Origin of the sequence: Pseudomonas sp. GM33 (assembly GCF_000282295.1) — a bacterium.
Classification (GTDB): domain Bacteria; phylum Pseudomonadota; class Gammaproteobacteria; order Pseudomonadales; family Pseudomonadaceae; genus Aquipseudomonas; species Aquipseudomonas laurylsulfatiphila.
Genome location: NZ_AKJO01000073.1, coordinates 97,476 through 121,575, shown reverse-complemented (window position 1 = coordinate 121,575; position 24,100 = coordinate 97,476). Strand labels below are relative to the sequence as shown.

The 24,100-nt window shown below is 60.2% G+C and carries 29 protein-coding genes; 17 read left to right on the top strand and 12 right to left on the bottom strand.

What is annotated here, in order from left to right; translation table 11 throughout:
• Positions 1–120: 120 nt before the first annotated feature.
• The 3 genes from PMI26_RS18215 (at position 121) to PMI26_RS18225 (ending at position 2,290) form a co-directional block, all read left to right on the top strand.
• Positions 121–399 (top strand): hypothetical protein, encoded by a 279-nt coding sequence (locus PMI26_RS18215; RefSeq protein ID WP_007973587.1) that lies wholly within the window; start codon positions 121–123, stop codon positions 397–399.
• 100 nt (positions 400–499) lie between these two features.
• On the top strand, positions 500–1,258 hold the full coding sequence (locus PMI26_RS18220; protein WP_007973585.1) for a CHAD domain-containing protein: 759 nt from the start codon (positions 500–502) through the stop codon (positions 1,256–1,258).
• A gap of 234 nt (positions 1,259–1,492) precedes the next feature.
• Positions 1,493–2,290 (top strand): acyl-CoA thioesterase, encoded by a 798-nt coding sequence (locus PMI26_RS18225; RefSeq protein WP_007973583.1) that lies wholly within the window; start codon positions 1,493–1,495, stop codon positions 2,288–2,290.
• A 1-nt stretch (position 2,291) separates the two neighbouring features.
• Here PMI26_RS18225 and PMI26_RS18230 read toward each other — a convergent pair whose 3' ends face one another.
• The 3 genes from PMI26_RS18230 to PMI26_RS18240 form a co-directional block, all read right to left on the bottom strand.
• Positions 2,292–2,657: an Mpo1-like protein gene (locus PMI26_RS18230; protein ID WP_007973582.1), complete on the bottom strand. Its 366-nt coding sequence runs from the start codon at positions 2,655–2,657 to the stop codon at positions 2,292–2,294.
• 218 nt (positions 2,658–2,875) lie between these two features.
• Positions 2,876–4,357, bottom strand: coding sequence for a methyl-accepting chemotaxis protein (locus PMI26_RS18235; RefSeq protein WP_007973580.1), 1,482 nt, complete (start codon positions 4,355–4,357; stop codon positions 2,876–2,878).
• Positions 4,358–4,547: 190 nt separating this feature from the next.
• Positions 4,548–5,363: a TatD family hydrolase gene (locus PMI26_RS18240; protein ID WP_007973578.1), complete on the bottom strand. Its 816-nt coding sequence runs from the start codon at positions 5,361–5,363 to the stop codon at positions 4,548–4,550.
• Positions 5,364–5,587: 224 nt separating this feature from the next.
• Between PMI26_RS18240 and PMI26_RS18245 the strand changes: the two genes are divergently transcribed.
• From PMI26_RS18245 to PMI26_RS18255, 3 genes are all read left to right on the top strand, one after another.
• Positions 5,588–7,009, top strand: coding sequence for a transglycosylase SLT domain-containing protein (locus PMI26_RS18245; protein WP_007973576.1), 1,422 nt, complete (start codon positions 5,588–5,590; stop codon positions 7,007–7,009).
• Positions 7,010–7,112: 103 nt separating this feature from the next.
• Positions 7,113–7,547 (top strand): DoxX family protein, encoded by a 435-nt coding sequence (locus PMI26_RS18250; protein WP_007973574.1) that lies wholly within the window; start codon positions 7,113–7,115, stop codon positions 7,545–7,547.
• Between the two features lie 247 nt (positions 7,548–7,794).
• Positions 7,795–8,103 (top strand): hypothetical protein, encoded by a 309-nt coding sequence (locus PMI26_RS18255; RefSeq protein ID WP_007973571.1) that lies wholly within the window; start codon positions 7,795–7,797, stop codon positions 8,101–8,103.
• Between the two features lie 3 nt (positions 8,104–8,106).
• Here PMI26_RS18255 and greB read toward each other — a convergent pair whose 3' ends face one another.
• From greB to PMI26_RS18270, 3 genes are read right to left on the bottom strand one after another with little or no spacing between them, the layout of a single operon-like run.
• A complete protein-coding gene (gene greB / locus PMI26_RS18260; protein ID WP_007973570.1) occupies positions 8,107–8,604 on the bottom strand; it encodes a transcription elongation factor GreB in 498 nt (165 codons plus the stop codon).
• Between the two features lie 34 nt (positions 8,605–8,638).
• Positions 8,639–11,143: an ABC transporter permease gene (locus PMI26_RS18265; protein ID WP_007973568.1), complete on the bottom strand. Its 2,505-nt coding sequence runs from the start codon at positions 11,141–11,143 to the stop codon at positions 8,639–8,641.
• Entirely contained in the window at positions 11,143–11,826 is a 684-nt protein-coding gene (locus PMI26_RS18270; protein ID WP_007973567.1) for an ABC transporter ATP-binding protein, read from the bottom strand. The genes PMI26_RS18265 and PMI26_RS18270 overlap by 1 nt, the downstream gene beginning before the upstream one ends.
• Positions 11,827–11,836: 10 nt before the next feature.
• Between PMI26_RS18270 and PMI26_RS18275 the strand changes: the two genes are divergently transcribed.
• Both PMI26_RS18275 and PMI26_RS18280 read left to right on the top strand, forming a co-directional pair.
• Positions 11,837–12,442, top strand: coding sequence for an arylesterase (locus tag PMI26_RS18275; protein WP_007973565.1), 606 nt, complete (start codon positions 11,837–11,839; stop codon positions 12,440–12,442).
• A 56-nt stretch (positions 12,443–12,498) separates the two neighbouring features.
• Complete coding sequence (locus PMI26_RS18280) at positions 12,499–12,792, top strand: hypothetical protein (protein WP_003226812.1); 294 nt, start codon at positions 12,499–12,501, stop codon at positions 12,790–12,792.
• 70 nt (positions 12,793–12,862) lie between these two features.
• Here the strand turns inward: PMI26_RS18280 and PMI26_RS31360 are convergent, their stop codons facing one another.
• Positions 12,863–13,024 carry a hypothetical protein gene (locus PMI26_RS31360; protein ID WP_157222262.1) on the bottom strand — a complete coding sequence of 54 codons (162 nt, stop codon included), beginning with the start codon at positions 13,022–13,024 and terminating at the stop codon, positions 12,863–12,865.
• A 148-nt stretch (positions 13,025–13,172) separates the two neighbouring features.
• Between PMI26_RS31360 and PMI26_RS18285 the strand changes: the two genes are divergently transcribed.
• Positions 13,173–14,147: a L,D-transpeptidase family protein gene (locus PMI26_RS18285; protein WP_007973563.1), complete on the top strand. Its 975-nt coding sequence runs from the start codon at positions 13,173–13,175 to the stop codon at positions 14,145–14,147.
• Between the two features lie 123 nt (positions 14,148–14,270).
• Here PMI26_RS18285 and oprI read toward each other — a convergent pair whose 3' ends face one another.
• Positions 14,271–14,522, bottom strand: a complete 252-nt coding sequence (oprI, locus tag PMI26_RS18290; RefSeq protein ID WP_003199355.1) for an outer membrane lipoprotei OprI — start codon at positions 14,520–14,522, stop codon at positions 14,271–14,273.
• Positions 14,523–15,163: 641 nt separating this feature from the next.
• On the opposite strand from oprI, the gene PMI26_RS18295 reads away from it, so the two are divergent.
• Positions 15,164–15,451, top strand: a complete 288-nt coding sequence (locus PMI26_RS18295; RefSeq protein ID WP_007973562.1) for a GNAT family N-acetyltransferase — start codon at positions 15,164–15,166, stop codon at positions 15,449–15,451.
• A gap of 83 nt (positions 15,452–15,534) precedes the next feature.
• Here PMI26_RS18295 and PMI26_RS18300 read toward each other — a convergent pair whose 3' ends face one another.
• Both PMI26_RS18300 and PMI26_RS30545 read right to left on the bottom strand, forming a co-directional pair.
• A complete protein-coding gene (locus tag PMI26_RS18300) occupies positions 15,535–16,611 on the bottom strand; it encodes a 3-deoxy-7-phosphoheptulonate synthase (RefSeq protein WP_007973561.1) in 1,077 nt (358 codons plus the stop codon).
• A 187-nt stretch (positions 16,612–16,798) separates the two neighbouring features.
• Positions 16,799–17,242 (bottom strand): PilZ domain-containing protein, encoded by a 444-nt coding sequence (locus PMI26_RS30545; protein ID WP_007973560.1) that lies wholly within the window; start codon positions 17,240–17,242, stop codon positions 16,799–16,801.
• Between PMI26_RS30545 and PMI26_RS18305 the strand changes: the two genes are divergently transcribed.
• The 5 genes from PMI26_RS18305 to cysB all read left to right on the top strand — a co-directional run bounded on the left by PMI26_RS18305 (position 17,241) and on the right by cysB (position 21,195).
• Positions 17,241–17,627: a thioredoxin family protein gene (locus tag PMI26_RS18305; RefSeq protein WP_033047734.1), complete on the top strand. Its 387-nt coding sequence runs from the start codon at positions 17,241–17,243 to the stop codon at positions 17,625–17,627. The two genes, PMI26_RS30545 and PMI26_RS18305, sit on opposite strands and share 2 nt — an antisense overlap.
• Positions 17,624–18,577 (top strand): putative 2-dehydropantoate 2-reductase, encoded by a 954-nt coding sequence (locus PMI26_RS18310; RefSeq protein ID WP_007973556.1) that lies wholly within the window; start codon positions 17,624–17,626, stop codon positions 18,575–18,577. The genes PMI26_RS18305 and PMI26_RS18310 overlap by 4 nt, the downstream gene beginning before the upstream one ends.
• 25 nt (positions 18,578–18,602) lie before the next feature.
• Complete coding sequence (locus PMI26_RS18315) at positions 18,603–19,508, top strand: 5'-nucleotidase (protein WP_007973554.1); 906 nt, start codon at positions 18,603–18,605, stop codon at positions 19,506–19,508.
• Positions 19,509–19,603: 95 nt separating this feature from the next.
• Positions 19,604–20,107, top strand: a complete 504-nt coding sequence (locus PMI26_RS18320) for a universal stress protein (RefSeq protein WP_007973551.1) — start codon at positions 19,604–19,606, stop codon at positions 20,105–20,107.
• Between the two features lie 113 nt (positions 20,108–20,220).
• On the top strand, positions 20,221–21,195 hold the full coding sequence (gene cysB / locus PMI26_RS18325; protein WP_007973550.1) for an HTH-type transcriptional regulator CysB: 975 nt from the start codon (positions 20,221–20,223) through the stop codon (positions 21,193–21,195).
• A gap of 6 nt (positions 21,196–21,201) precedes the next feature.
• Here cysB and PMI26_RS18330 read toward each other — a convergent pair whose 3' ends face one another.
• Together PMI26_RS18330 and PMI26_RS18335 are read right to left on the bottom strand one after the other, a co-directional pair.
• Entirely contained in the window at positions 21,202–21,684 is a 483-nt protein-coding gene (locus PMI26_RS18330) for a GreA/GreB family elongation factor (RefSeq protein ID WP_007973548.1), read from the bottom strand.
• Between the two features lie 2 nt (positions 21,685–21,686).
• Positions 21,687–22,097 carry a hypothetical protein gene (locus tag PMI26_RS18335; protein WP_007973545.1) on the bottom strand — a complete coding sequence of 137 codons (411 nt, stop codon included), beginning with the start codon at positions 22,095–22,097 and terminating at the stop codon, positions 21,687–21,689.
• Positions 22,098–22,221: 124 nt separating this feature from the next.
• Between PMI26_RS18335 and earP the strand changes: the two genes are divergently transcribed.
• Together earP and PMI26_RS18345 are read left to right on the top strand one after the other, a co-directional pair.
• The gene (gene earP, locus PMI26_RS18340; RefSeq protein WP_007973543.1) at positions 22,222–23,364 is read left to right on the top strand and encodes an elongation factor P maturation arginine rhamnosyltransferase EarP; all 1,143 of its coding nucleotides are present in this window, start codon (positions 22,222–22,224) and stop codon (positions 23,362–23,364) included.
• Positions 23,365–23,412: 48 nt separating this feature from the next.
• Entirely contained in the window at positions 23,413–23,982 is a 570-nt protein-coding gene (locus PMI26_RS18345; protein WP_007955690.1) for an elongation factor P, read from the top strand.
• The last annotated feature ends 118 nt before the right edge of the window (positions 23,983–24,100 follow it).

Here is a 24,100-nt window from a genome sequence, read left to right as displayed (position 1 = left end):
CCATGGCGGCACAGGGTTGTTCGCGTCAGCGCTATAGTTCGCACTGCGGACAAACGGCACTTTTCAGCTGCCACACCGTCTTACCTGCATGACTGTTGACCTATTTTTGAGGAGTAAGTGATGAAAGCCTGGATCTGCGTGCCATTGATTGCCCTGGCGCTCGCCGGTTGTGCCGGCAAAACCGCCTATCGCGACAGTTGCGGAAGTAACCTGGATGCGGCATGGCATGAACTGGACTTGGCTAAAGCCGAAGGTTTCGCCGGGACCGTCAGCTACTCCAAGGCCCTGTCACTGTTAACCGCGGCCAAGACCCAGCAGCAATTCGAAGGGTTCGAAGGCTGCACCAGGAAAGCCGAGAAGGCCCGCTTCTATATTCGTGAGTCGCGCGCGGGGCGTTGAAGGCAAAAAGCAGCTGCAGGCTCTAAGCTACGAGTTGCAAGACTCTTCGGGCTTGCAGCTCTTAGCTTGCAGCCTGGCGCTGTTTACGGAGTAAACCCCCATGATCGATCGGCTGGTGGCTCATGTCCTGGGCCTGGAAGTTCGTCTGCTGGCCTGCCAGGCCCGCTTGAAAGAGCGTACCGACCCTGAAGCTTTACACGATCTGCGCACCACCATGCGTCGGTTACGCAGCCTGTTGCGACCCTTGCAAGGTTTACCCGGTGTCGAACAACTGGAAGCGGCCGCCTCGCGGGTGGGCGATCTGACCACCCCATTGCGTGATCGCGAAGTGCTGGCGGCATACCTGCTTCAGCACGGTCAACCCCAAGCTGCACAGTGGCGCATGGCGCAAATGGCCGAAGCCTATCCGGCCGTGGCGGCCAGTCCCGAGCTCGCGCAAATGCTGATCGTCCTCGATGCGTTTCCGCGTTTTCTGCGCGCTGCCCAGCGCCAGGGATTGCTCAAGGGCCTGCGCAAGCGCATCGAAAAACGCCTGGGCAAACAGTGGAAAAAACTCGACGAAGCACTGCACGACCCGGCCCACGACCGTCATCGGCTACGTCTGCTGATCAAGCGCGTACGCTATGGCATCGACGCTTACCCCGAGCTGGACCGTTTGCCGAAAGCGGCCATGCCCCGATTGAAATCCGCCCAGGGCGCGCTGGGTGACTGGCACGATTGCGTGCAATGGCTGGCCATGGCTGAGCAGGAAGCGGATTTGCAGCCCTGTGTCGCGGTCTGGACAATCACCATGGCCGAGGCAGAAAGCCGTGCGGACCGGGTGCTGGAAAAGCTCAGTCGAGATTGCTTCAAATCCTGAGATCACCACCGAACAAATGTGGGAGCGGGCTTGCTCGCGAACAGGCCATCAGCCCGGACATTGTTGGTGACTGACAAACCGTCTTCGCGAGCAAGCCCGCTCCCACAGGGGTTTTATGTTCGACGTGAAACCTGCGCGACTTATCTGTCAGTCAATTTGTCCGGAATAGGCGATGTATCCCTCTCGCCAGATGGTTAAGATCCCCCTCATCTTTTTCCGATCCCTGAGGTTTTCATGCGTTTTTCCGAACTGCTTGACGCTGTCCGTAGCCAGCCGCTGGAGCTGTCCATTCCGGCCTCCTGGGGCCAGGGGCGCGCCAGTTTCGGTGGCGTGGTGGCCGCTTTGCAGTACGAAGCCATGCGTGCCCGGGTGCCGGCGGATCGCCCGGTGCGCTCATTGGCGATCACCTTTGTCGGGCCGGTTGAGCCTGAGGTTCCAGTCAGCTTTGAAGTCGACGTATTGCGTGAAGGCAAGGCGGTCAGCCAGGTGTTGGGTCGGGTGATGCAGAAGGGCCAGGTGGTGACGTTGATCCAGGGGAGTTTCGGCGCTTCACGCCCTTCGGTAGTGGCCGTGGCCGCTGAACCGGCACCTGAAATGAAGCACTGGGACGAGTGCCAGGAATTGCCTTTTGTCGAAGGCGTCATCCCTGAGTTCATGCGGCACCTGGCGATGCGCTGGAGTGTTGGCGGGCTGCCGTTCAGTGGTAGCACATCGCGGCAAATGGGTGGTTGGGTGCGCTTGCGCGGCGATGTCAAGGAAGAGGCCATCAGCGAGGCGCATATCCTCGCACTGGTGGACGCCTGGCCGCCGGCCCTGATGCCGTTTTTGAAGAAACCGGCGATGGGCAGCACGCTGACCTGGACCATCGAGTTCGTGCAACCGCTGCTGGAGTTGACCACCCTGGACTGGTGCAAATACCTCGTCGAGACCGAGCACGCCGCGGATGGTTATGGCCATGCCGCCGCGAAAATGTGGAGCGCCGATGGCCGGTTGATCGCCATGAGCCGGCAGACGGTGACGGTGTTCGCCTGATTCAGTGACGACGGTGGCGCTCACGCCAGGCGCGCCACCAGCCACCACTGAGGAAGAACCGCGGAAAGGTCAGAAACTGCTCGACCAACAGGCGCGATATTGCATCCTTGCGGTCACTGAACGGCTCGGCGGCTTGCGTCTCCATGCTGTGGCCGTGGCGTTGCAGGGCCAGCGCTGCAATCACGCCGATCACGCCAATGGCGATATTGGCCAGGCTCAGGCTGAAGACCCCGGATACGATCAGCAGAAATGCCACGATGAACAGCGGCACCGCGATCAGGTGCAACACCAGATTGGTCGGGTGCTGATGATTGTTCGGGTACGCTCGCCATTGCCAGGCGGGAAGGTTGGGGTGACGTTTGCCCATGATGCTGATCCTCGATCCATGTTGAACACATGTGATGAAGAATAGGCCCGGTCAATGCCGGCGGCGAATCAAGGCTGGCTATTGGCTTGATAGGAGCCATGACTGGAAAAGAGGGTGCCAGTTCTGACGCCTTCGCGAGCAAGCTCGCTCCCACAGGGGAATGCATTTCAACTGTGGGAGTGGCGGTGCGGCGGTCCGACTTGCTCGCGAAGAGGCCCTCAGAGTTTGAGCTGACCTATCGCCTTGCTCAACTCTCCGGCCAGCGCCGCCAGTTCATTGCTGGTCGTCGCCGAAGACACCGTCTGCTGCACCGTGTTCTCAGTCACGTCACGGATGCTCACCACCGCCCGGTTCATCTCTTCCGCTACCTGGCTCTGCTGCTCGGCCGCCACGGCGATCTGCGTGTTGCTTTCACGCATCTGTGCCACTGCGCCGGTAATTTCGGCCAGGGCCGCGCCGGCCTCTTGCGCTTGTCTTACGCAGTCATCGGCCTTGAACGAGCTCTCTTGCATGAAATCCACGGCGTCCCGCGTCCCGGCCTGCAACGCCGAGACCATGATTGTGATTTCATCCGTGGAGGTTTGCACGCGTTTGGCCAGGTTACGTACTTCATCGGCGACTACCGCAAAGCCGCGCCCCATCTCGCCGGCCCGGGCCGCTTCGATGGCGGCGTTGAGCGCCAGCAGGTTGGTCTGTTCGGCGATGCTGTGAATCACGTTGACCACGCCGTTGATCTTCTGGCTGTCCTCGGCCAGGCGTTGAATCATCTCGGCGGTCTGCTGCACGCCGGTGGACAGCCCGGCAATCGAGCGCTGCACCCGCGTCACCACTTCCTGCCCACTACCGGCCAGGGTATCGGCCGATTGCGAAAGGTCGCGGGTGGCGCCCGCGTGCTGGGCGATGTGATAGACCGTGGCGGTCATTTCATTGATCGCCGTGGCGGCCTGGTCGGTTTCGCTTTGCTGACCGAGCATGCCGTGGCGCACTTCATTCATGCTCGCCGCCAGCCGTGCAGCGCCGACGTCCAGTTGCCGGGCGGTGCTGGCGACGGTGTTGACCACCCGTTGATAACCGGCCTGCATGGCGTTGAAGGCGTTGGCCATCTGCCCGACTTCGTCGCTGCAAGCCAATGGCACGCGGGCCGCCAGGTCGCCGGTTTTCTCCACGTGCAACATGACGTCTTTCAAGGTGTTGAGTTGGCTGAGCAGGAAACGGATCAACAACTGCGATGCGCCGAGCATGGCCAGCATCAGGATGAACACCGCCACCGCGTAGTGGGCGAAGCGCTCGCTGAACACCTGGCTCAGGCTTGGACCCTGGGCGATCACGGCGACCCGCTGCCCGTCGGCGCGCGCGAACACTTCGGCACCCATCAACGGGTTGTCACCGAACAATGGCATCGGGTTGATCTCGACCCAGCCATTGGCGTCGGCCAGTTCTTGCACGGGGCGCTCATTGAGCGCGGGGGCTTGCCCGCGGCTGAACGTCAGCAGGTTGTCGGCGTGGGGCAGCGGTTGCCCGGCGGGCCAGGCTTCGAGCAATCGCGCCTGGGCCTGGGCCGAAGCCTGGGCCGCGTGACTGCGAGCCTGCTGTTCAAGCTGCACCGCGTACAGCACCAGCAACAGGGTGGTGACGAACGCGACGGCGTTGACCGCCCAGAACTTGTATTTCAGCGAGATATTGCTAAGCCAGGCACCCATGGAGGTCTTCTCTGATAGCGGAAACAGTTTTGGCAAGGTGCCATTATTGTGCCGCTACTCAGGTGGCTGGTTCTTGATGCAGATCAATTTCAAACCTGTGGGAGCGAGCTTGCTCGCGATTGCGGTTTGTCAGTCACATCCGTACCGAATGTGTTGCCGCCATCGCGAGCAAGCTCGCTCCCACAGGGATTTATGGTGAACAGGAGATCAATGGCAGGCCATAAAACGCGCGTGCACAGGCTGTCGTGTGCGCCGCCAGATCCTCCTGGCTTTCCCCCCGATGCAGTGCCACTTCGCGCAATACTTCGGTCAGGTACGCTGGCTCGTTTCGCCCGTTTTTCGGCTTGGGGCGCAGGCTGCGCGGCAGCAGGTACGGCGCATCGCTTTCGAGCATCAGGCGTCCGCGCTTGATCTCCTTGACCAGCGGATGCAAATGCGTGCCCCGGCGTTCGTCGCAGATCCAGCCGGTAATGCCAATGTGCAGGTCGAGATCGAGGTAGCTGAACAGTGCCTTCTGCTCCCCGGTGAAGCAGTGCACCACCGCGGCCGGCAATTGGTCGCGGAAGTCGCGCAGGATCTCCAGCAAACGCTGGCTGGCGTCACGTTCGTGCAGAAAAACCGGCAGCTGCAATTCGACGGCCAAGGCCAGATGTTCTTCGAGGACCTTTTCCTGCTGCGGGCGCGGCGAGAAATCACGGTTGAAATCCAGCCCGCATTCACCCACGGCCACCACATTCGGCTCGTTGAGCAAGCTGCGCAGACGGCGGGCGCTGTCGGCGTTCCAGTCGCTGGCGCAGTGAGGGTGAATACCGGCGGTGGCAAACAGGCGCTGATTGCTTGCGTCCAGTTGCCGGCACAGCTCAAGGGCTTGTTCACTGCCCTCGACACTGGTGCCCGTCAGCACCAGTTGGCACACGCCGGCCGCGTAGGCGCGATCGAGAACGGCCTGGTGTTTGTCGGCAAAACTGGCGTTGGTCAGGTTGACGCCGATATCGATGAGTTGCATGGTGCTACCTCGGCTCAAAGGCCGGAAAGCATATCAGAGCCGTGGATTTATAAGAAAAGGCAAGAACTACAACGGGTTAACGCTGTCTCTTGAGCCTCGGACCTGGCTGGGTTGGTAGTTTTGCCATCATTGTGCCAGTCTTTCGCACGTTGTCAGCGCCCTGGGCGCCCTGTTTTTGTCGCCGCGCTACATTGAAGCGGCCTCATATTCTTTCCGGAGAGTGGATGATTCGTCCCTCGGTTTTGCTACTGCTGTGCTGTTCGCTGCTACTGCCGATGACGGCGGTCGCGCGTCTGCCCGGGCCGTTGCAAGCCGTACCGGCCAGCGAGGTGCGCGACCTTGCGCAGATTCGCAGCAGTCGTGTGCTGCGAGTGCTGGTCAACCAGAGCCGCAACAGTTCCGGCGAAGTCCAGGGGCAGGCGATCGGGGTTGAATACCATCGCCTGAGAGCATTCGAGCAATACCTCAACGGCCACGCCCGTGACGGTCAGGAAATCACCCTCAAGATCATTCCCAAGGCCAAGGATCAACTGCTCGGCGCCTTGCAGCGCGGGGAGGGCGATCTGGTGGCGCCAGGTGAGTTGCTCGACCTGCAACCGGGCTTCGCCGTCAGCAGCAGTGAGCCGATTGCCAGCAACATCCCGCTGGTCCTGGTGGGCATCAAGGGCGAACGCCGCTACACCCGGCTTGAACAGCTCTCCGGCAAGACCCTGGCGCTACCCGCCGGCAGCGCCGCCGGGGATGCCATCAGCCAGATCAATCAAAAGCTCGCCCTGCACAAGCTGCCGCCGGTCAACATCGAGTGGGTCGATCCGAGCCTTGCCGTCGAGGACGTACTGGAGATGGTCCAGGGCGGTATCTTTCACCTGACCATCGTCGAGCAACCGATTGCCGAACGCTGGGGCAAGATCCTGCCCAAGCTGCGTTTCGACAAGCAGGTCGTCATCAGTGAGCCGGGCGAAGAGTTCTGGTTCGTGCGCCGCGATGCGTCGATGCTGCGGGCCAGCATTGATCGCTTCCTCACCGTCTACAAAAAACCGTCGGATCAGGACGCTGCATTCCTGCGTATCTATCGTCGTCTCTATCAAGTGCATTATCCACTGGCCAAGGCGGACCGCCAGCGCCTGGAAAAACTGCGTCCGGTGCTGCAGAAACACGCCGATGCCCAGGGCATGGACTGGCTGAACCTGGCGGCGCTGGCCTTCAAGGAGTCAGCGTTGCAGCCCACCGCCCGCAGTGGCGGCAGCCCGACCGGCCTGATGCAGATCACCCCTTCTGCGGCGCAGCGGGTGGGGGTCAGCAATATTCAGGACGTAGACGGCAATGTGCAGGCTGGGGCCAAGTACCTGGCGATGATCCGGCGCAAGTTCTTTGCCAGCCCGAAACTCAACGAGCGCGAACGCATGGCCTTCGTGCTGGCGGCCTACAACATCGGGCCGGAGCGGGTTCAGGGCATGCGCACCGAAGCCCGGCGGCGAGGACTGAATCCCAACCAGTGGTTCTTCCAGGTCGAACGCGTCGCCATGGAGCAGGTGGGTATGGGGCCTGTCAGCTATGTTAATAGCGTGAACAAGTATTACTTGGCGTTCGACCGGGAGCGGGAGTCGTTGGAGCCTCAGGGACAAAAGGTTGTCACTCGAAAATGATCAACTAATCTGATTGTAATGGTGGGTTTTTTACGCTTTTAACATGTGATTTATTGATTAATATGGCGCCCAACCCACACACACTGACAAGGATAGAAACAGCATGAGCACTCTGATCAACAAGGTATTGTTTACCCGCGCCGGTTACGGCCTGACCGTTCTGCGCATCGTGGTCGGCATAATTTTCGCCGCTCACGGCTCGCAAAAACTCTTCGGGGCATTCGGTGGTTATGGTCTGGCCGGAACCGCGCAGTACATGGAAAGCCTCGGGCTGACGCCGGGTTACCTGATGGCGGCTCTGGCGGGCGGCACCGAGTTCTTCGCCGGCCTGGCATTGATCATCGGCTTGCTGGTTCGCCCGGCTGCATTGGGCCTGATCTTCCTGTCGCTGGTCGCGATTTTCTCGGTGCACATCAGCAACGGACTGTTCATGGCCAACAATGGTTATGAATTCGCCCTGGCCCTGCTCGGTGGCAGTATCGCGGTATTGATCGAAGGTGCGGGCAAACTCTCGGCGGACCGTGTCATCGCCGGTTGACCGCTCTGGCTCAACGAAAAGGCCCGCATCGTGCGGGCCTTTTTTGTTGAGCGTCATTCTTGACACTGTCCAGTCAGCTTCTCTAGGATGTTGCTCATGCGCCGATTTAAACAGCTACTTGCGGGGCGCCAGGTGACTCATCCAGTTGCCGATAGAAGCCGGAACAGGCTTCGAAATACCGCTAAAGCGCTGGTTCGGTGTTGCCTCTCACCTGCCATGCAGACTTTTGAGGCAGAGACACGACACAATGAATGCACTAAACCCGGTTGTACGTCCCGCGCCGATCACGGCACATCTCACCCAGCGCAATCCAAAAATCCTGCTTGGCGGCAAACATCAGCCGACGCTCTTGCGTTATCTCGATGGCTGGCCACGTCGTACCGGCGGTCCCGCTGCCTTTCTGATCCAGTTTGTCGAAGACGGTGAGTCGCTCGCGCGTTTCGCCGACGACAGTTTTGATCTGGCAGTGATTCAATCTCCCAGCCTCGAAGACGCTCCCGAGGTGATCAGGCAACTGACCCGCGTTGCCCGGCAAGGGCTGATCACCCGCCCTTGAGTTTTACGGGTAGTCGATCGCCACGATATAAACACACTGCTCACCGGTCGGCGTCTGGACCCGGACTTCGGCGTCCAGTGCCTTGCCGATCAGGGCTCGGGCCAATGGTGAGTCAATGCTGATCAGGCCTTGTTTGAGGTCCAGCTCATCCGGCCCGACAATGCGGTAGCGCGACTCCTTGCCATCCTCGTCCTCGATCGTGACCCAGGCGCCGAAATACACCTTGTTCGGATCGCTGGGTTTTTCGCTGACAACCTTGAGCGCTTCCAGGCGTTTGGTGAGAAAACGCACGCGGCTGTCGATCTCTCGCAGCATCTTTTTGCCGTAGGTGTACTCGGCGTTCTCCGAGCGGTCACCCTGTGCCGCGGCTTCGCTGACCGCCTGGGTCACCTGGGGGCGACGCACATGCCACAGCTCATGGAATTCGGCGCGCATCCGCGCTTCACCCTCGGGGGTGATCAGCGCGGTGCCGGCGGTGCGGGGAGGGCGGTAACGGCTCATGGCAACTTCTTGTGGTGGAGACGGCTGGAGTCTATCAACCCTCGCGCAAGACTGTCAGCGGGCTGGCGTTCAATGCCCGACGAGTGCCGAACACCCCGGCACCGCCGATCAGCACCGCTCCCAGCAGGGGCAGCAGCAACAGCCATGGATGCGGATGCCACGGCAGGTCAAAGGCATAGCGGTAGAGCACCAGGCTCACCAGTTCCGAGCCCAATGCTGCCAGCAAACCGCTGACCGCCCCGAGCAAACCGAACTCGATGCGCCGTGCCTTGACCAGCAATTGCCGTTCGGCCCCCAGCGCGCGCAGCAGCGCACCTTGGCGAATGCGTTCGTCCAGCGTCGCCTGCAGGCCGGAAAACAGCACCGCCATCCCCGCGGCCAACACAAACAACAATACGTACTCCACCGCCAGGGTGACCTGGGCGAGGATGCTGCGCAATTGTTCCAGCAAGGCTTCGACCTGCAGGATCGTCACCGCCGGGAAGGCTCTGGACAGGTCGACAATCTGTTGGTCATGTCCCGCTGCCAGATAGAAACTGGTCAGGTAAGTCGCCGGCAGATCCTTGAGGGTGCCGGGCTGGAAGATCATGAAAAAGTTCGGCTGGAAGTTGTCCCAGTTGATCTCCCGCAGGCTGGTGACCTTCGCCTCGCGATTGACCCCGCCCACGCTGAAAACCAGATGATCGCCGAGCTTGATTTTCAGGCTTTCAGCGACCTTGCCTTCTACCGACACGCCGGGAATATCATCGGGTGCCTGTTCATTCCACCAGCTGCCGGCCGTGAGCTTGTTGCCCGCCGGCAGGTCCGCCGCCCAGGTCAGGCTCAGGTCGCGCTGGATTGCCCGATCACCGGCCGATTCTTTGGTGACGATCTGCTGCACCGGTTCGCCGTTGATGCTGATCAAGCGCCCCGGCACCACCGGGTACAAGGGGGCCGATTTTGCCGACACGGCGATCAGGTGATCGGTGAAGGCCTGTTTATCCGCAGGCAGGATGTTCAGGGCGAAGTAATTGGGGGCGTTTTTCGGCAACTGGTTCTGCCAGGTATCCAGCAATTCGCCGCGCAGCAGCGCAATCAGCGCCATCGACAGCAGGATCAGGCCGAACGCCAGGGACTGGCCTGCGGCAGCGAGCGGATGACGCAGCAATTGCCCGAGTCCCAGGCGCCAGGGCAAGGACGCACGCGCGAGCAAGCGCCGCAGGCTCTTCAACAGCAGCAGCAACAAACCGCCCAGCACCAGCGCTGCAATCACGCCGCCGCCGAGCAGGGCAAAGGTCAGCACCAGGTCCAGGCTCAGGCGCCACATGATCAGGGCGAGGGCGCCCAGCGCTGCACCGTAGACCATCCAGGTGCTGGAAGGGATCGGCAGCATGTCCCGGCGCAGCACGCGCAATGGCGGAACCCGGCCCAGAGCCGCCAGTGGCGGCAAGGCGAAACCGGCCAGGGCCACCAGTCCGGTGCCGATCCCGGCGACGGCCGGAAACAGTCCGCCCGGAGGTACGTCGGTCGGCAGCAAGTCGTGCAGCAGGGCAAACAACCCCAGTTGTGCGAGCCAGCCGAGGAGGGCACCGCTGATGCTGGCCAGCAGCCCGAGCACGGTCAGTTGCAGGCTGAACAACACCAGGGTTTCCCGGCGCGACAGTCCGAGGCAGCGCAGCAAGGCACTGGCATCGAAGCGACGGGTGGCGAAGCGGGTCGCCGACAACGCCACCGCCACGCCGGACAGCAACACCGCCACCAGACTGGCCATGTTCAGGTAGCGTTCGGCCTTGCCCAGGGCGCCGCCGATCTGCCGGTTGCCATCCCGGGCGTCCTGCAAGCGTTGGTTGGCGGCGAGCCCCGGTTTGATCAGTTGTCGGTACGACTCGAGTGCCTGGGCATTGCCTCGCCATAATTCGCGATAGCTGACCCGGCTGCCGGGTTGCACCACGCCGGTTGCCGCAAGATCATCGAGATTGATCAGCACCCGCGGCGTCAGGCTGTAGAAATTGCCGGCGCGGTCGGGTTCGTACGTCAGCACCCGCGCCAGTTTCAGGGTTTTCATGCCGACATCTATGCTGTCGCCGATCTTCAGGTCCAGGGCGGTCAGCAGGCGTGCCTCGACCCAGGCTTCACCGGGTTGCGGTCCGCCACCGGCGCTTTGCGTGGCGAACGGGGCGGGCGCGCTTTTCAGTTCGCCGCGTAGCGGGTAGGTGTCATCGGCCGCCTTGATGCTGGACAACTGGATGCCGTTGTCTGTGGCGATGACGCTGGAAAACTCCACCACCTGCGCATGTTGCAGTCCCAGGTCTGTGCCGCTTCTTATCTGTTCGGGGCGCGCGGGCGAACTGCCTTCGAGGAGCAGGTCGGCACCGAGAAACTCAGTGGCGCGCAGCATCATGGCGCCATTCAGGCGGGCGCCGAAATAGCCAATGGCAGTACTCGCGGCCACGGCCACCAGCAAGGCAAAAAACAATACGCGCAATTCACCGGCGCGGGCGTCGCGCAGCAATTGGCGGATGGCGAGACTGAACAGGCGCAACAGCGGCAGGCGTGCCATCAAGGCTCCACAGGGTCGACCAGCAGGCCGGCTTCAAGACGGATCAGGCGCCGGCACCGATGGGCCAGGCGTTCATCGTGGGTCACCAGCACCAGGGTCGTGCCGCGTTCCTTGTTGAGTTCGAACAGCAGGTCGCTGATGCGCTCACCGGTGTGGCTGTCGAGGTTGCCGGTCGGTTCGTCGGCGAACAGCACATCGGGTTCGGCGGCAAACGCGCGGGCAATCGCCACGCGTTGTTGCTCGCCCCCGGAGAGCTGGCGCGGCGAATGCGTCAGGCGCTGGCCGAGTCCTACACGCTGGAGTAACTCGGTGGCGCGTTCGCGGGCGTCTTTGCGGCCATCGAGCTCCAGCGGCAGCATGACGTTTTCCAGGGCATTGAGGCTGTCGAGCAGCTGAAACGATTGAAAGACAAAACCCACGTGCTCGGCGCGGATGCGCGCACGCTGGTCTTCATCGAGGTTGCTCAGACCCTGCCCGGCGAGGGTGACTTCGCCACTGCTCGGCAGGTCGAGACCGGCGAGCAGGCCCAGCAGGGTGGATTTGCCGGAACCGGAAGCGCCGACGATGGCCAGGCTGTCGCCCTTGTTCAGTTCCAGGCTGAGTTCGTGCAGGATGGTCAGTTCACCTTCCGCGCTGGGAACCACTTTGCTAAGGTCCTTCGCGATGAGAATGCTTGCGCCCATGGAGAGTCCGATGCGTGTCTGGTTTTTGAGTGCTGGCCTGGCCTTGATGTGCATGGCCCAAAACGCAGCGGCGGGTACAGTCCTGATCGTTGGCGATAGTATCAGCGCCGGTTTCGGGCTGGATACCCGGCTGGGGTGGGTGTCGCTGCTTGAACAGCGGCTCAGGCGCGAAGGTTTCGACGACAAAGTGATCAATGCGTCCATCAGTGGCGACACCAGTGCCGGAGGCCAGGCGCGCCTGCCTGCGCTGCTTGCAGAGCATAAACCGGAACTGGTGATCCTCGAGTTGGGGGGTAATGACGGCCTGCGCGGTTTGCTGCCAACTCAATTGCAACAAAATCTTGCCTCGATGATCGACAGCTCCCGGGCCAGCGGTGCCAAGGTGCTGTTGCTCGGCATGCAATTGCCACCCAATTACGGTGCGCGTTACACCAAGGCGTTCGCCGAGGTCTACAGCAACCTGGCCGATGAGAAAAAGATCCCGTTGGTGCCGTTTTTCCTCGACGGTGTGGGTGGTCATCCGGAGTTGATGCAGGCCGACGGCATACACCCGGCCGCCGGGGCCCAGGACAAGTTGCTGGAAAATGTCTGGCCTACTCTAAAACCGCTGTTATGACACTTTTCTAGAGGCAGGCTTTCGGCTAAGGTGGCGCCCCCGATTTGGAGCCCCCGATGCCGCGTCCCGCCTGGTCACTATTTGCCTATCAACTGATCGAGCCTGACGAACAGCTGGATCTGTTCGCCTGCCAGGAAGTGCGGGTGCATCTGGTGACCCGTCAGCTGGAGTTGGGCGGCTCGGCGGACCGGACTCTTTGCGGCAGTCTGTTGCCGGCGCAACCGCGCTGGTCGAGTGTTGATCGCCGGGTGTTTCAGGATCAGCGGCTGTGTTCGTTGTGCCGGGCCATTCTTGAGTCGCAGAAGCGGGGGACGTCGCCGATCTGGCCTGAATTGCGGTTTGAGCTTTAGTCTGTCGTCGCGCACCAGCCCCGTTATTTTGTGTACATATCCGTTGTTGAGGTAACGGCGGATTATGGTTTCACCCTTGCTGCGGGTCACTTTTGGCAAGCGCCGACCCACTGTAGGAGCTGCCGAAGGCTGCGATCTTTTGATCTTGATCTTGCGCCCCTTCGACATTGTCAAAAATCAAAATCAAAAGATCGCAGCCTGCGGCAACTCCTACAGGGAAACGCGCATGCATCAGGTCCAGGCCCCCCTTGTGAGGCGGCGTTCCGAGTGGCCATTACCGCCTTGCACTGCCTGCAATCGGGCCATCTCCCCGAAATAACGGGCGGCAGTGTACAATCGCGTCCTTATACCCTCAGTTGATCATGCGAAGGATTTTCCGGATGTTGCCGCGCTTTCCTGCCGTCACCCGCTGCCTGACCCTTGCCGCCCTTTTTGTGGCCGGTCCTGTTGCAGCATTGGAGTTTCCCCTGCCACCGCCCGGTGAGGACATCATCGGCCAGGTGCAGGTGATCAAGGCCAAGTACGAAGACACCTTCGCCGACCTTGGTACTGCCTATGACCTGGGCTACACGGAAATGGTCGCGGCCAACCCGGGTGTCGATGCATGGTTGCCAGGCGCCGGCACGGAAATCATTCTGCCGACCCGCTTCATCCTGCCACCAGGCCCGCGTGAAGGCATCGTGATCAACCTGGCTGAATATCGCCTCTACTACTACCCGAAAGGCAAGAACGTGGTGTACACGTTCCCGCTGGGTATCGGTCGTGAAGGCTGGGGCTCGCCGATTGCCCACACCAGCATCACCGCCAAGACGCCTAACCCGACCTGGACGCCTCCGGCGTCGATCAAGGCCGAGCACGCGGCAGACGGTGATCCGCTGCCCAACGTCGTGCCGGCAGGCCCAGACAACCCGCTGGGCCCGTTCAAGTTCACTTTGGGCACTCCGGGCTACCTGATCCACGGTTCGAACAAGAAGTTCGGTATCGGCATGCGCACCAGCCACGGTTGCTTCCGCATGTTCAACAACAACGTGCTGGAAATGGCAGGCATGGTGCCGGTCGGTACGTCGGTACGGATCATCAACGACCCGTACAAGTTCGGCATGAGTGGCGGCAAGGTCTATCTGGAGGCGCACACGCCGCTGGACGACAAGGGCAACCCGTCGGTGGTCGACAAGCACACTGCGGTCATCAATGCGATGCTCAAGCGTGAAGACATCACCAACAACCTGCGCATGAACTGGGATGTGGTGCGGGATGTGGTGGCCGCTGAAGACGGTCTGCCGGTAGAGATCGCAGTGCCGGGCAACGGCGTCGCGCCGATGGTGTCGAGCACGCCGATCGATCCGCTGCAGTAACGCTTGCAAAGAGCCCGTCGACGCAGGCCGCGTCGACGGGTTTTTTATTGCCTGGAGAAACGCCGGGCAATAAAAAAGCCGACCCAAAAAATGGGTCGGCTTGATAACAATCCCGAGGGATTATTACTTGCGGCTAGCTTTGTCCAGCATGCGCAGAGCACGCTCGTTAGCTTCGTCAGCAGTCTGTTGTGCTTTTTGAGCAGCAGCCAGAGCTTCATCAGCTTTACGGTAAGCTTCGTCTGCACGAGCCTGGGAGCGAGCAGCTGCGTCTTCAGTAGCGGTCAGACGTGCTTCGGTTTCTTTCGATGCGCTGCTGCAACCGGTAGCCAGAACTGCGGCCAGAGCCAGAGCAGAGAATTTCAGAACGTTGTTCATCGTGTTCCCCTTCAAGGACTTTCTATTAAGTAGCTATCTCCTCCGATTGAGGAAATAGCCGGCGTACATACTACCCATTACTTGTAGTAAGTAAAACTGACGTGAAGCAAGAAGCAAAAAAAATTGTAGGCGTTGATTCTTTTTCGAGCAACTTTTAACTGAATTGTTTAAAAAATATCCAGCTGCAAGGCCCGTGGCTGAGCGAACTGCCGAGAAAAAGTTCCTTCGGCACAGCGCTCTTTTTCCCCGGCTGGCTAAAGTCCGCCTATATGGATTCGTCTACACTTTTGTTCGGCTTTTGCGTGGCGCCTCTCACTATCTTTCTCGATGTTCAGGTGACTTTAACAACGGGCGCTCGTCTTAAGTCTCAACATCCGGCAATGTTCAGGCTATCGACCCGGAGTGACCTTCGGTCGAGCCATTCCTGCGTGATTACGGAGCAGCACCCGCCAACGGGCATGATGACGAGCGTACCTTGAGCATTTCTGTCAATGGTGCCTACTATTTGTACGTGCTCGGTAGCGCGAGATCGGTGCAGCTCTTCTCGGTGTCCATTCAGGCACGGGGTGGCGTAGATGTTCCTTCGCCGGAAAAACATCGGTAAGGTAGGGGTCGGAATTCCAGACCCGCGAGGAGTAGTGATGAGCGAGGCGTTGTCCATCCACCATGACCAGGCTGGTCATCAGTTCGAGACCAATGTGGACGGTCATCGTGCCTATCTGACCTATATGGATCTGGGGAAACAGACCCTGGATATCTATCGCACCTTCGTGCCCAACGCATTGCGTGGTCGAGGTATTGCGGCAGCCTTGACCGAGAAGGCGCTGGAGTACGCTGACGAAATGGGCTACACCGTCATTCCATCGTGCTCTTACGTCGAGCGCTACATGGAGCGTCACCAGCGGCATGCGGCCAAGCTGAGTCAGTGACTTTCAGTCAAACGAATGCTAAAAAAAACGCCGGGTTCTACCCGGCGTTTTTTTGTGCGCTTTTTGAACAGGCCGTCAGGCGATCAGCTGCGATCGCGTTTAGGCAGCACATCCTTGAGCTTGGCATGCATGCTGCGCAAGGTGTTTTCGGTCGCGGTCCAGTCGATGCAGGCGTCGGTGATCGACACGCCGTATTGCAGGTCGGCGAGGTCTTTCGGGATTGCCTGGGCGCCCCAGTTCAGGTGGCTTTCAACCATCAGGCCGATGATCGACTTGTTGCCTTCGAGGATCTGGTTGGCGACGTTTTCCATCACCAGCGGTTGCAGGGCCGGATCCTTGTTGGAGTTGGCGTGGCTGCAGTCGACCATGATGTTCGGCTTGATCTTAGCCTTGTTCAGCGCCTGCTCGCAAAGCGCAACGCTGACCGAGTCGTAGTTCGGCTTGCCGTTGCCGCCGCGCAGCACTACGTGACCGTAGGCATTGCCCTTGGTCGTCACGATGGAGACGCCACCTTCCTGGTTGATGCCCAGGAAGCGGTGCGGGCTGGAGACCGACTGCAGGGCGTTGATCGCCACGGTCAGGCCGCCATCGGTACCGTTCTTGAAGCCGACGGCCGAGGACAGGCCGGACGCCATTTCACGGTGAGTCTGGGATTCGGTGGTGCGCGCGCCGATGGCCGACCAGCTGATCAGGTCCTGCAGGTACTGCGGGGAGATCGGGTCGAGGGCTTCGGTGGCGGTCGGCAGGCCTTTTTCGGCCAGGTCCAGCAGCAACTGGCGACCGATGTGCAAGCCATCCTGGATCTTGAACGAGTCGTCCAGGTAAGGGTCGTTGATCAAGCCTTTCCAGCCGACGGTGGTACGCGGCTTCTCGAAATACACGCGCATGACCAGATACAGGGTATCGGACACTTCGGCAGCGAGAACCTTCAGGCGCTCGGCATATTCGTGGGCGGCCTTGATGTCGTGGATCGAGCAAGGCCCGATGACGACGAACAGGCGGTGGTCGGTGCCATCCAGAATGTTGCGAATGACTTCGCGGCCCTTGGTGACGGTGCGCAGTGCGGCGTCGCTCAGGGGAATATCGCGCTTGAGCTGGTCAGGAGTGATCAGCGTCTCGTTGGAGGCGACGTTTAGGTCGTTGATCGGTAAATCAGCCATCGTTTACTCGTCAGGTCACGGGTGCCGGCCGCCAGCGAACCCGCGCGGCGGAGCACAGCAAATTAAGCGCGTCGGGGAGCCGAACCTTAGCGCGTTACACCGTGGCTCGACAATGGGCAGACGCCGGTTTGGTGGGCTTTCGCAGTCAGTTTCCCTGCCGTGAGGGCCAAACCGATCAAGTACGCCCCTATTCCGGCACCGGCTGCGCAAAAGCCTTGCGCACCGATTCGTGGGAGAACTCGTCGGCATGCTCCTGGACCCATTCGAGCGCCAGGGCCTGAACATCCTGCAAGTCTTCGTGGGACTCATGCAGGCGGCAGTAGCGTTCGATCTGGCACACCTGCTCACCCATTCGGGCGCTGAACAGCGTTTGTTCGTCAACGAAGGCGATGCCCACCAGATAACCGCGTTTGCGCCGCAGGCACCAGGCGACATAACCCAGATAGCGCATGTCCGGGTTCACGGTCGGCATGCGTACTTCCAGTGCCGTGCCGTAGCGCCACGCGCGGTGATAATTGCAAGCCATGCCCCCGAGGCTGATAGTGTGCAGCTGCCGTCGCGAAATACACTCAGGTTTGAGCAAGGTTAATTCGACAGGCACATCGTCAGGGTGAGGAATGAATCGTCCCATGAACACAGACTCCATGTGTCGGCCATCTGACATTGTTCTCCCCAGTATAGTGGTCGAATTGGAACTGACCGATTTTGACGCCGACCAACGGCTACTGGCGATGAGCGGTGTTTCGCTGGTCATTTTCACCAGTGTCGGCTGCGCCAGCTGCCGTTTTGCCCGCGAACAATTACCGACACTCGATCTGGCCGTCGATCGACTGTGCTGGATCGATGCCGGCAATAACGGCGGGCTGGTCGAGCGTTATCAGGTCTTTCATTTGCCGGCGCTGTTTGTCGTTCGCGACGGCGAATTCTTCGGAACATTGAAATCGCGCCTGACCGACACAGAACTCAATCGAGCCGTGCGCCAGGCGTTGAGTCGAACAGCAGAGGAGTTGCCATGATGGGGACAGTTGCCAGGCCGACAATCGGCATTATCGGGACCGGCGCAATCGGTGGGTTCTACGGGGTGATGCTGGCGCGTGCCGGTTTTGATGTGCATTTTCTGCTGCGCAGCGAGTTTTCCGCCGTGGCCGAGCACGGTTTGCAAGTCGATAGCGCGCCCCACGGTGCGCTGAAACTGAACCCGGTGCAGGCTTACTCAAAGGCTGAAGACATGCCGCCCTGCGATTGGCTGCTGGTGGGCGCGAAAACCACCAGCAACGCAGATCTGGCACCGGCCATCCTGCAGGCGGCGGCACCGGATGCCAAAGTGCTGCTGTTGCAAAATGGCCTGGACGTCGAAGACAGCCTGCGCGAGTTGCTCCCCGATTCGCTGCATGTGCTCGGCGGACTCTGCTACATCTGCGTCCATCGCGAGGCGCCTGGCGTCATCACCCATCAGGCGCTGGGTGCGGTGCACGTGGGTTATCACAGCGGTCCTGCCGATGGGCCGACACGCACGGCGATAGTCGAGGAGGGTGTCGGCCTGTTCCGCAGCGCAGGCCTCGATTCCCAGGCCATGGCGAATTTGCATCAGGCGCGCTGGCAAAAACTGGTCTGGAATATCCCTTACAACGGTCTCTCGGTTTTGCTCGGGGCGAGTACCACACCGTTGATGGCCGATGCCGACAGTCGCGAACTGATCAAGGCGCTGATGGCTGAAGTGGTGCAAGGCGCAATTGCCTGCGGGCACGACGTACCGCCAGGGTATGCCGAGCACCTGTTCATGGTGACCGAAAAAATGCCCGACTACTGGCCGAGCATGTACCACGATTTCCTGCACAAGCGGCCGCTGGAACTGGCGGCGATCTACGCCCGACCACTGGCGGCCGCCAGGGCCGCGGGATGTGAAATGCCACGCATCGAGGCTTTGTATCGCAGCTTGAGTTTCATTGATCGACGCAACACCTGAGTCGACCGACCTGAGGGGGAAAGGCATGCCAAAGGCAATTGACGACAAGCTGGTGCTGGCGATTTCTTCGCGGGCACTGTTTGATTTGAGCGAAAGCCACAAAGTCTATCTGTCGAGCGGCGTCGAAGCCTACCGGCAGTATCAGATCGAACACGAAGACGAAATCCTTCAGCCCGGCGATGCTTTTCCGTTGGTGCAGAAACTCTTGAACCTCAACAATAGCCTGGGCCGCGCCCGGGTCGAGGTGATTCTGGTGTCGCGCAATAGCGCCGACACCGGGCTGCGGGTATTCAATTCGATCGACCATTACGGACTGGCGATTTCCCGTGCGGCATTCGTCGGCGGGCGCAGTCCGTATCCCTACCTCAAGGCCTTTGGCTGCGATCTGTTTCTCTCGACCCACGCCGAAGACGTACGCAATGCCCTGGACGCCGGATTTGCCGCGGCGACCATCCTGTCCGGCGGTGCCAGCCGTGCGGCCAGCGACGAGCTGCGCATTGCCTTCGACGGAGACGCGGTGCTGTTTTCCGATGAGTCGGAGCGCATTTATCAGGCCGGTGGTCTGGAGGCGTTCCAGGCCAGTGAGCGTGAGGCCGCTCGCGAGCCGTTGCGTGGTGGGCCGTTCAAGGGCTTTCTCGCGGCCCTGAACCTGCTGCAGCGTGAGTTCCCGGAGGACGCCTGTCCGATTCGTACCGCGCTGGTCACGGCGCGATCGGCGCCCGCCCATGAGCGGGTGATTCGCACGTTGCGCGAGTGGGACATCCGTCTCGACGAATCGCTGTTCCTTGGCGGCCTGACCAAGTCCGCCTTTCTCGAAGCCTTCGCGGCCGACGTGTTTTTCGATGATCAGGCCGGCCACTGCGAATTGGCCCGTGAAGTCGTCGCCACCGGTCATGTGCCCCACGGCATAAGCAACGAGCAAAAGGTTTAAGCCCGCCGTTCAATGTGTTGCGCCGGACGTCGTAGTCGCCAAGGCACTGCTAAGCTGAATCAAATGTCCGCCATGTTGGCAGTCGAGGAGGTCATATGATTCGTTCGATGCTGTACGCCACTGACCTTGGCCTGTACGCGCCCGTGGTGATGCAGCATGCCCTGGAGCTGGCCCGGACCTTCAATGCCAATTTGTACGTCGTGCATGCGGTTGAGCCCATGGGGTTGTTTGCCGAATCGGTGCTGCAAAGTTATCTCGATGAACAAGCGCTGAACGAATTTCACAGCCAGGGCCTGAATACAGTGATTGCCAGTATCGAGCAGCGGGTGCTCGACAGTTTTCGTGAGGAACTGGGGGACGAAGGGGAGCACGACCTGGAACGGATTCAGGCAGTCAGGGTGCTGCAGGGCGACCCCTCGCAGGTGATTCTGGACCAGGCGCAGAAACTCTCCGTGGATTTGTTGATCGTAGGAAGTCACAGCCACGGTGCGGGTGCGGAAACGCCTTTGGGCCGGACCGCCGCCCGTGTGTTGCAACTGTCCAAGGTGCCGGTCTATCTGGTGCCGCTGGTGCAACGTCGTCGTCAAGGGGACCGCTAGGACACGAATAATGGCAATCTGATAAAAAAGTTCTAGATTTATTCTTCGAACCATTAATATAGTTATATATCGTCGCTGATGCCCGTGGCGTCTACCTGCTTTGAGGGATTCATATGAAGCTTCAACAATTGCGCTACATCTGGGAAGTGGCGCACCACGACCTCAACGTTTCCGCTACAGCCCAAAGCCTCTACACCTCTCAACCGGGCATCAGCAAACAGATCCGCCTGCTGGAAGATGAACTGGGCGTCGAAGTCTTTGCCCGCAGCGGCAAGCACTTGACCCGGGTCACCCCGGCCGGTGAGCGCATCATCACCACCGCCGGCGAGATCCTGCGCAAGGTTGAAAGCATCAAGCAGATCGCCCAGGAATTCTCCAACGAGAAGAAAGGCACCCTGTCGATTGCCACCACTCACACCCAGGCGCGTTATGCGTTGCCACCAGTGATCAGCAATTTCATCAAGCAATACCCGGACGTTGCTCTGCATATGCACCAGGGATCGCCGATGCAAATCGCCGAAATGGCCGCTGACGGCACCGTGGATTTCGCCATTGCCACCGAAGCGCTCGAACTGTTCGGTGATCTGGTGATGATGCCGTGCTATCGCTGGAACCGCTGCGTGGTCGTGCCGCAGGGCCACCCGCTGACCAAACTGTCGAAACTGACCCTCGAAGCGCTGGCCGAATACCCGATCGTCACTTACGTGTTCGGTTTTACCGGCCGTTCGAAACTCGACGAAGCGTTCAGCCATCGAGGCCTGACGCCGAAAGTGGTGTTCACCGCCGCCGACGCCGACGTGATCAAGACCTATGTCCGCCTGGGGTTGGGCGTGGGCATCGTGGCGAAAATGGCCGTCGACAGCAAACTCGACAGCGACCTGGTCGTACTCGATGCCAGCGAACTGTTCGAGTCCAGCATCACCAAGATCGGCTTCCGTCGCGGCACCTTCCTGCGTGGCTTCATGTGCGACTTCATCGAGAAGTTCGCGCCGCACCTGACCCGCGAAGTCATGGCCAAGGCCATTCAATGCCACAACAAACAGGAACTGGAAGAGCTGTTCGAAGGTGTCGAACTGCCAGTCCATTAAGCCCGTTTAAACGACCTCGGTGACAGCGAACTGTTGCCGGGCGCCCGCCACCGTAATTTCCACCTCGTCACCCTCGAACTTGCCCAGCAGGCTTTTGCCCAGCGGTGAGCGCGGGGTGATGACGGTGATCAGTTGCCCCACCAGGTCGACTTTCAAGCCGGCTGCATCAGGGGCGAGGAACAGCCATTGTTCGCGCCCTTTTTCGTCTTCCAGCCCGAGCAGCGCACCTACTTCGATGCCCCGCTGTTCGTCATACGGACGCAGGGCCAGGTTCTGGCAGAGGCTCAGTGACTGGCGGATTTCCTCGACCCTCCTGGCTTGCCCGGCCGCGAGATAGGATGCCTCGAGCCCCAGGGTGTCGTATTTGTTCTCGGCGATGTTTTCTTCATGAGTCGCCGTTTCGTAGGCGGTTTGCGCCGCCCGTTCGGCGATGTCGAGATCGATCTGCAGCTTGTCGAGAATCAGTTGGTGGACGGTGTGCTTATTCATGATCAATCGCAGAATTGCAGGACGTTGGCGCGACTTTTCTCGCTGGGTGCAGTCCGGTCCTGTTGCAGCCAGAACTGACAGTTCGGGTTGGCCAGGTTGCGAGTGCTGCCGCGTGCCTGATCGAGCCGTTGTGCCTGCTCGCTCTTGCGCAGGTTTTCTTCATATTGCTCGAACAGCGGGCTTTGTGGCGGGATGTCCGGCACCGGTTGAGTCACCACCGGTGGCTTGGCCAATTGCTCCACAGCTGCTGCTACAGGTGCCAATTGTTCGCTGAAAAGCAGGCGTGAAGCGAGCCAGCAGGTCAGCACAATGGCGATGAATCCCAGCCACATGCCGAGGGCGATGCTGCCGGTCAGTTGCAGGGCATTGAGGCTGATCGGGAAGGATCGGCGCGGAGCGGGGCGGTGGGGCATGGTTGCTTCCTGGCGAAAGGTCACTGGCGAGTGGCGATTGTCGCATGAAGAATAATCGTCGTCGGCCCTTCTGCACGGGGTAATTTATGCGGACAATCGGCGCCTTTGCCAACGGGAGCCTGGAATGCCTGAACTGAAAACCCGCTGGGATATTTTTTGCACCGTGGTCGACAACTTCGGCGACATCGGCGTGACCTGGCGACTGGCCCGGCAACTGGTGGCCGAACATGCACTGGCGGTGCGTCTATGGGTCGATGATCTGCGAGCGTTCGAGCGCCTGTGTCCGCAAATCGACATCCACGCTGTGCAGCAATGGCAGCAAGGCGTCGAAGTGCGCCAATGGCCAGCCGAGTGGCAACGGACCGAAGCCGCCGATGTGGTGATTGCTGCATTCGCCTGCCAATTGCCGAGCGCCTATATGGATGCCATGGTCGAACGGGAAAAGACTCCGCTGTGGATGAACCTCGACTACCTGAGTGCCGAGGACTGGGTGATCGGCTGTCACGGTTTGCCCTCGGTGAAGTACAAGCACGTACAGAAGTTCTTTTTCTTCCCGGGTTTCCAGAAGGGCACTGGCGGATTGTTGCGTGAGCGCGGGTTGCTTGAGCGTCGTCGGCAATTTCAGCAGGACCCGCAAGCTCAAAGAGAATTCCTGCACGGTTTAGGGATTGATCCTGCGCCCGGCGCTCAGTTGATCTCATTGTTTGCCTACGAAAACTCCGGGCTGGCCAGTTGGCTCGATGCGATGGCTGGCGATTCGACGGCCACTCATCTGCTGGTGCCGGAAGGGCGGATTCTTGGCGACGTCGAGCGTTGGCTCGGTGTGCAGGGCTTGGCGGCCGGTGCCGTGCATGTGCGTGGCGCCTTGACCGTGCAGGTGCTGCCATTCGTCCGCCAGGACCAATACGACGGGTTGCTGTGGTGCTGCGATTTCAATGCCGTGCGTGGCGAAGATTCCTTTGTACGGGCTCAATGGGCGGGCCGCCCATTTCTCTGGCACATCTACCGGCAGGAAGAAGATATCCATCTGGACAAGCTCGAAGCCTTCCTCGAACTCTATGTGAAGGGGCTATCGGACCCTGCGCGGGAGGCGATCAGCGGTCTCTGGCGGGCCTGGAACGCCGGTGAAAAAATGCCCGACCACTGGCAATCCACCCGTAAACACTGGCCAGAGCTGGAAAAACACGCCGAGGCGTGGTGTCTGGAACAGGCCTTGCAGGCCGATCTTGCCACGGCGCTGGTACAGTTTTATGGAAATTGGATATGATACGCGGCCTAGATTTTTGTAAATCCCATCCAAATTCGGATATTCGCAATGAAAACTGGTAAAGAACTCAAACCCGGTACCGTGATCCGTATCGACAACGATCCTTGGCTGGTTCAGAAAGCTGAATTCACCAAGTCCGGTCGTAACAGCGCGATCATGAAGACCAAGCTGAAGAACCTGCTGACCGGCTACAAGACCGAAACCGTATACGGTGCGGACGACAAGCTGGACGACGTGATCCTCGACCGCAAGGAAGCGACCCTGTCCTTCATCAGCGGCGACTCCTACACGTTCATGGACACCACCGACTACACCATGTACGAGCTGAACGCCGAAGACATCGAAAGCGTTCTGCCATTCGTGGAAGAAGGCATGACCGACGTTTGCGAAGCCGTGTTCTTCGAAGGCCGTCTGGTTTCCGTAGAGCTGCCGACCACCATCGTGCGTCAGGTTGACTACACCGAAGGTTCCGCTCGCGGCGACACTTCCGGCAAGGTGATGAAGCCTGCCAAACTGAAGAACGGTACCGAGCTGTCGGTTGCTGACTTCATCGAAATCGGCGACATGATCGAGATCGATACCCGCGAAGGCGGTTCCTACAAAGGCCGTGCCAAATAAGCACTGCTTGAGGAATGAAAAAGCCCGACCATTGAGTCGGGCTTTTTTGTGCCTGCGATTTCGGGTTCAACCAAAAAAACTGTGGGAGCGAGCTTGCTCCGGGCGGCGCTCCGACGAT

What these genes read in the sequence shown, in the direction of transcription:
- PMI26_RS18240 (WP_007973578.1), bottom strand. Translation starts at nt 5,363, where the DNA reads ATGCAACTCATCGATATCGGCGTCAACCTGACCAACGCCAGTTTTGCC.
- PMI26_RS18300 (WP_007973561.1), bottom strand. Translation starts at nt 16,611, where the DNA reads ATGGCTGATTTACCGATCAACGACCTAAACGTCGCCTCCAACGAGACG.
- PMI26_RS18265 (WP_007973568.1), bottom strand. Translation starts at nt 11,143, where the DNA reads ATGGCACGCCTGCCGCTGTTGCGCCTGTTCAGTCTCGCCATCCGCCAA.
- PMI26_RS18255 (WP_007973571.1), top strand. Translation starts at nt 7,795, where the DNA reads ATGAATGCACTAAACCCGGTTGTACGTCCCGCGCCGATCACGGCACAT.
- PMI26_RS30545 (WP_007973560.1), bottom strand. Translation starts at nt 17,242, where the DNA reads ATGGGACGATTCATTCCTCACCCTGACGATGTGCCTGTCGAATTAACC.
- PMI26_RS18215 (WP_007973587.1), top strand. Translation starts at nt 121, where the DNA reads ATGAAAGCCTGGATCTGCGTGCCATTGATTGCCCTGGCGCTCGCCGGT.
- PMI26_RS18280 (WP_003226812.1), top strand. Translation starts at nt 12,499, where the DNA reads ATGCCGCGTCCCGCCTGGTCACTATTTGCCTATCAACTGATCGAGCCT.
- PMI26_RS18225 (WP_007973583.1), top strand. Translation starts at nt 1,493, where the DNA reads ATGCGTTTTTCCGAACTGCTTGACGCTGTCCGTAGCCAGCCGCTGGAG.
- PMI26_RS31360 (WP_157222262.1), bottom strand. Translation starts at nt 13,024, where the DNA reads ATGCATGCGCGTTTCCCTGTAGGAGTTGCCGCAGGCTGCGATCTTTTG.
- PMI26_RS18230 (WP_007973582.1), bottom strand. Translation starts at nt 2,657, where the DNA reads ATGGGCAAACGTCACCCCAACCTTCCCGCCTGGCAATGGCGAGCGTAC.
- greB (WP_007973570.1), bottom strand. Translation starts at nt 8,604, where the DNA reads ATGAGCCGTTACCGCCCTCCCCGCACCGCCGGCACCGCGCTGATCACC.
- PMI26_RS18220 (WP_007973585.1), top strand. Translation starts at nt 500, where the DNA reads ATGATCGATCGGCTGGTGGCTCATGTCCTGGGCCTGGAAGTTCGTCTG.
- PMI26_RS18250 (WP_007973574.1), top strand. Translation starts at nt 7,113, where the DNA reads ATGAGCACTCTGATCAACAAGGTATTGTTTACCCGCGCCGGTTACGGC.
- PMI26_RS18345 (WP_007955690.1), top strand. Translation starts at nt 23,413, where the DNA reads ATGAAAACTGGTAAAGAACTCAAACCCGGTACCGTGATCCGTATCGAC.
- PMI26_RS18235 (WP_007973580.1), bottom strand. Translation starts at nt 4,357, where the DNA reads ATGGGTGCCTGGCTTAGCAATATCTCGCTGAAATACAAGTTCTGGGCG.
- PMI26_RS18245 (WP_007973576.1), top strand. Translation starts at nt 5,588, where the DNA reads ATGATTCGTCCCTCGGTTTTGCTACTGCTGTGCTGTTCGCTGCTACTG.
- PMI26_RS18270 (WP_007973567.1), bottom strand. Translation starts at nt 11,826, where the DNA reads ATGGGCGCAAGCATTCTCATCGCGAAGGACCTTAGCAAAGTGGTTCCC.
- PMI26_RS18315 (WP_007973554.1), top strand. Translation starts at nt 18,603, where the DNA reads ATGCCAAAGGCAATTGACGACAAGCTGGTGCTGGCGATTTCTTCGCGG.
- PMI26_RS18305 (WP_033047734.1), top strand. Translation starts at nt 17,241, where the DNA reads ATGAACACAGACTCCATGTGTCGGCCATCTGACATTGTTCTCCCCAGT.
- PMI26_RS18295 (WP_007973562.1), top strand. Translation starts at nt 15,164, where the DNA reads ATGAGCGAGGCGTTGTCCATCCACCATGACCAGGCTGGTCATCAGTTC.
- PMI26_RS18320 (WP_007973551.1), top strand. Translation starts at nt 19,604, where the DNA reads ATGATTCGTTCGATGCTGTACGCCACTGACCTTGGCCTGTACGCGCCC.
- cysB (WP_007973550.1), top strand. Translation starts at nt 20,221, where the DNA reads ATGAAGCTTCAACAATTGCGCTACATCTGGGAAGTGGCGCACCACGAC.
- oprI (WP_003199355.1), bottom strand. Translation starts at nt 14,522, where the DNA reads ATGAACAACGTTCTGAAATTCTCTGCTCTGGCTCTGGCCGCAGTTCTG.
- PMI26_RS18310 (WP_007973556.1), top strand. Translation starts at nt 17,624, where the DNA reads ATGATGGGGACAGTTGCCAGGCCGACAATCGGCATTATCGGGACCGGC.
- PMI26_RS18275 (WP_007973565.1), top strand. Translation starts at nt 11,837, where the DNA reads ATGCGTGTCTGGTTTTTGAGTGCTGGCCTGGCCTTGATGTGCATGGCC.
- PMI26_RS18285 (WP_007973563.1), top strand. Translation starts at nt 13,173, where the DNA reads ATGTTGCCGCGCTTTCCTGCCGTCACCCGCTGCCTGACCCTTGCCGCC.
- PMI26_RS18330 (WP_007973548.1), bottom strand. Translation starts at nt 21,684, where the DNA reads ATGAATAAGCACACCGTCCACCAACTGATTCTCGACAAGCTGCAGATC.
- PMI26_RS18335 (WP_007973545.1), bottom strand. Translation starts at nt 22,097, where the DNA reads ATGCCCCACCGCCCCGCTCCGCGCCGATCCTTCCCGATCAGCCTCAAT.
- earP (WP_007973543.1), top strand. Translation starts at nt 22,222, where the DNA reads ATGCCTGAACTGAAAACCCGCTGGGATATTTTTTGCACCGTGGTCGAC.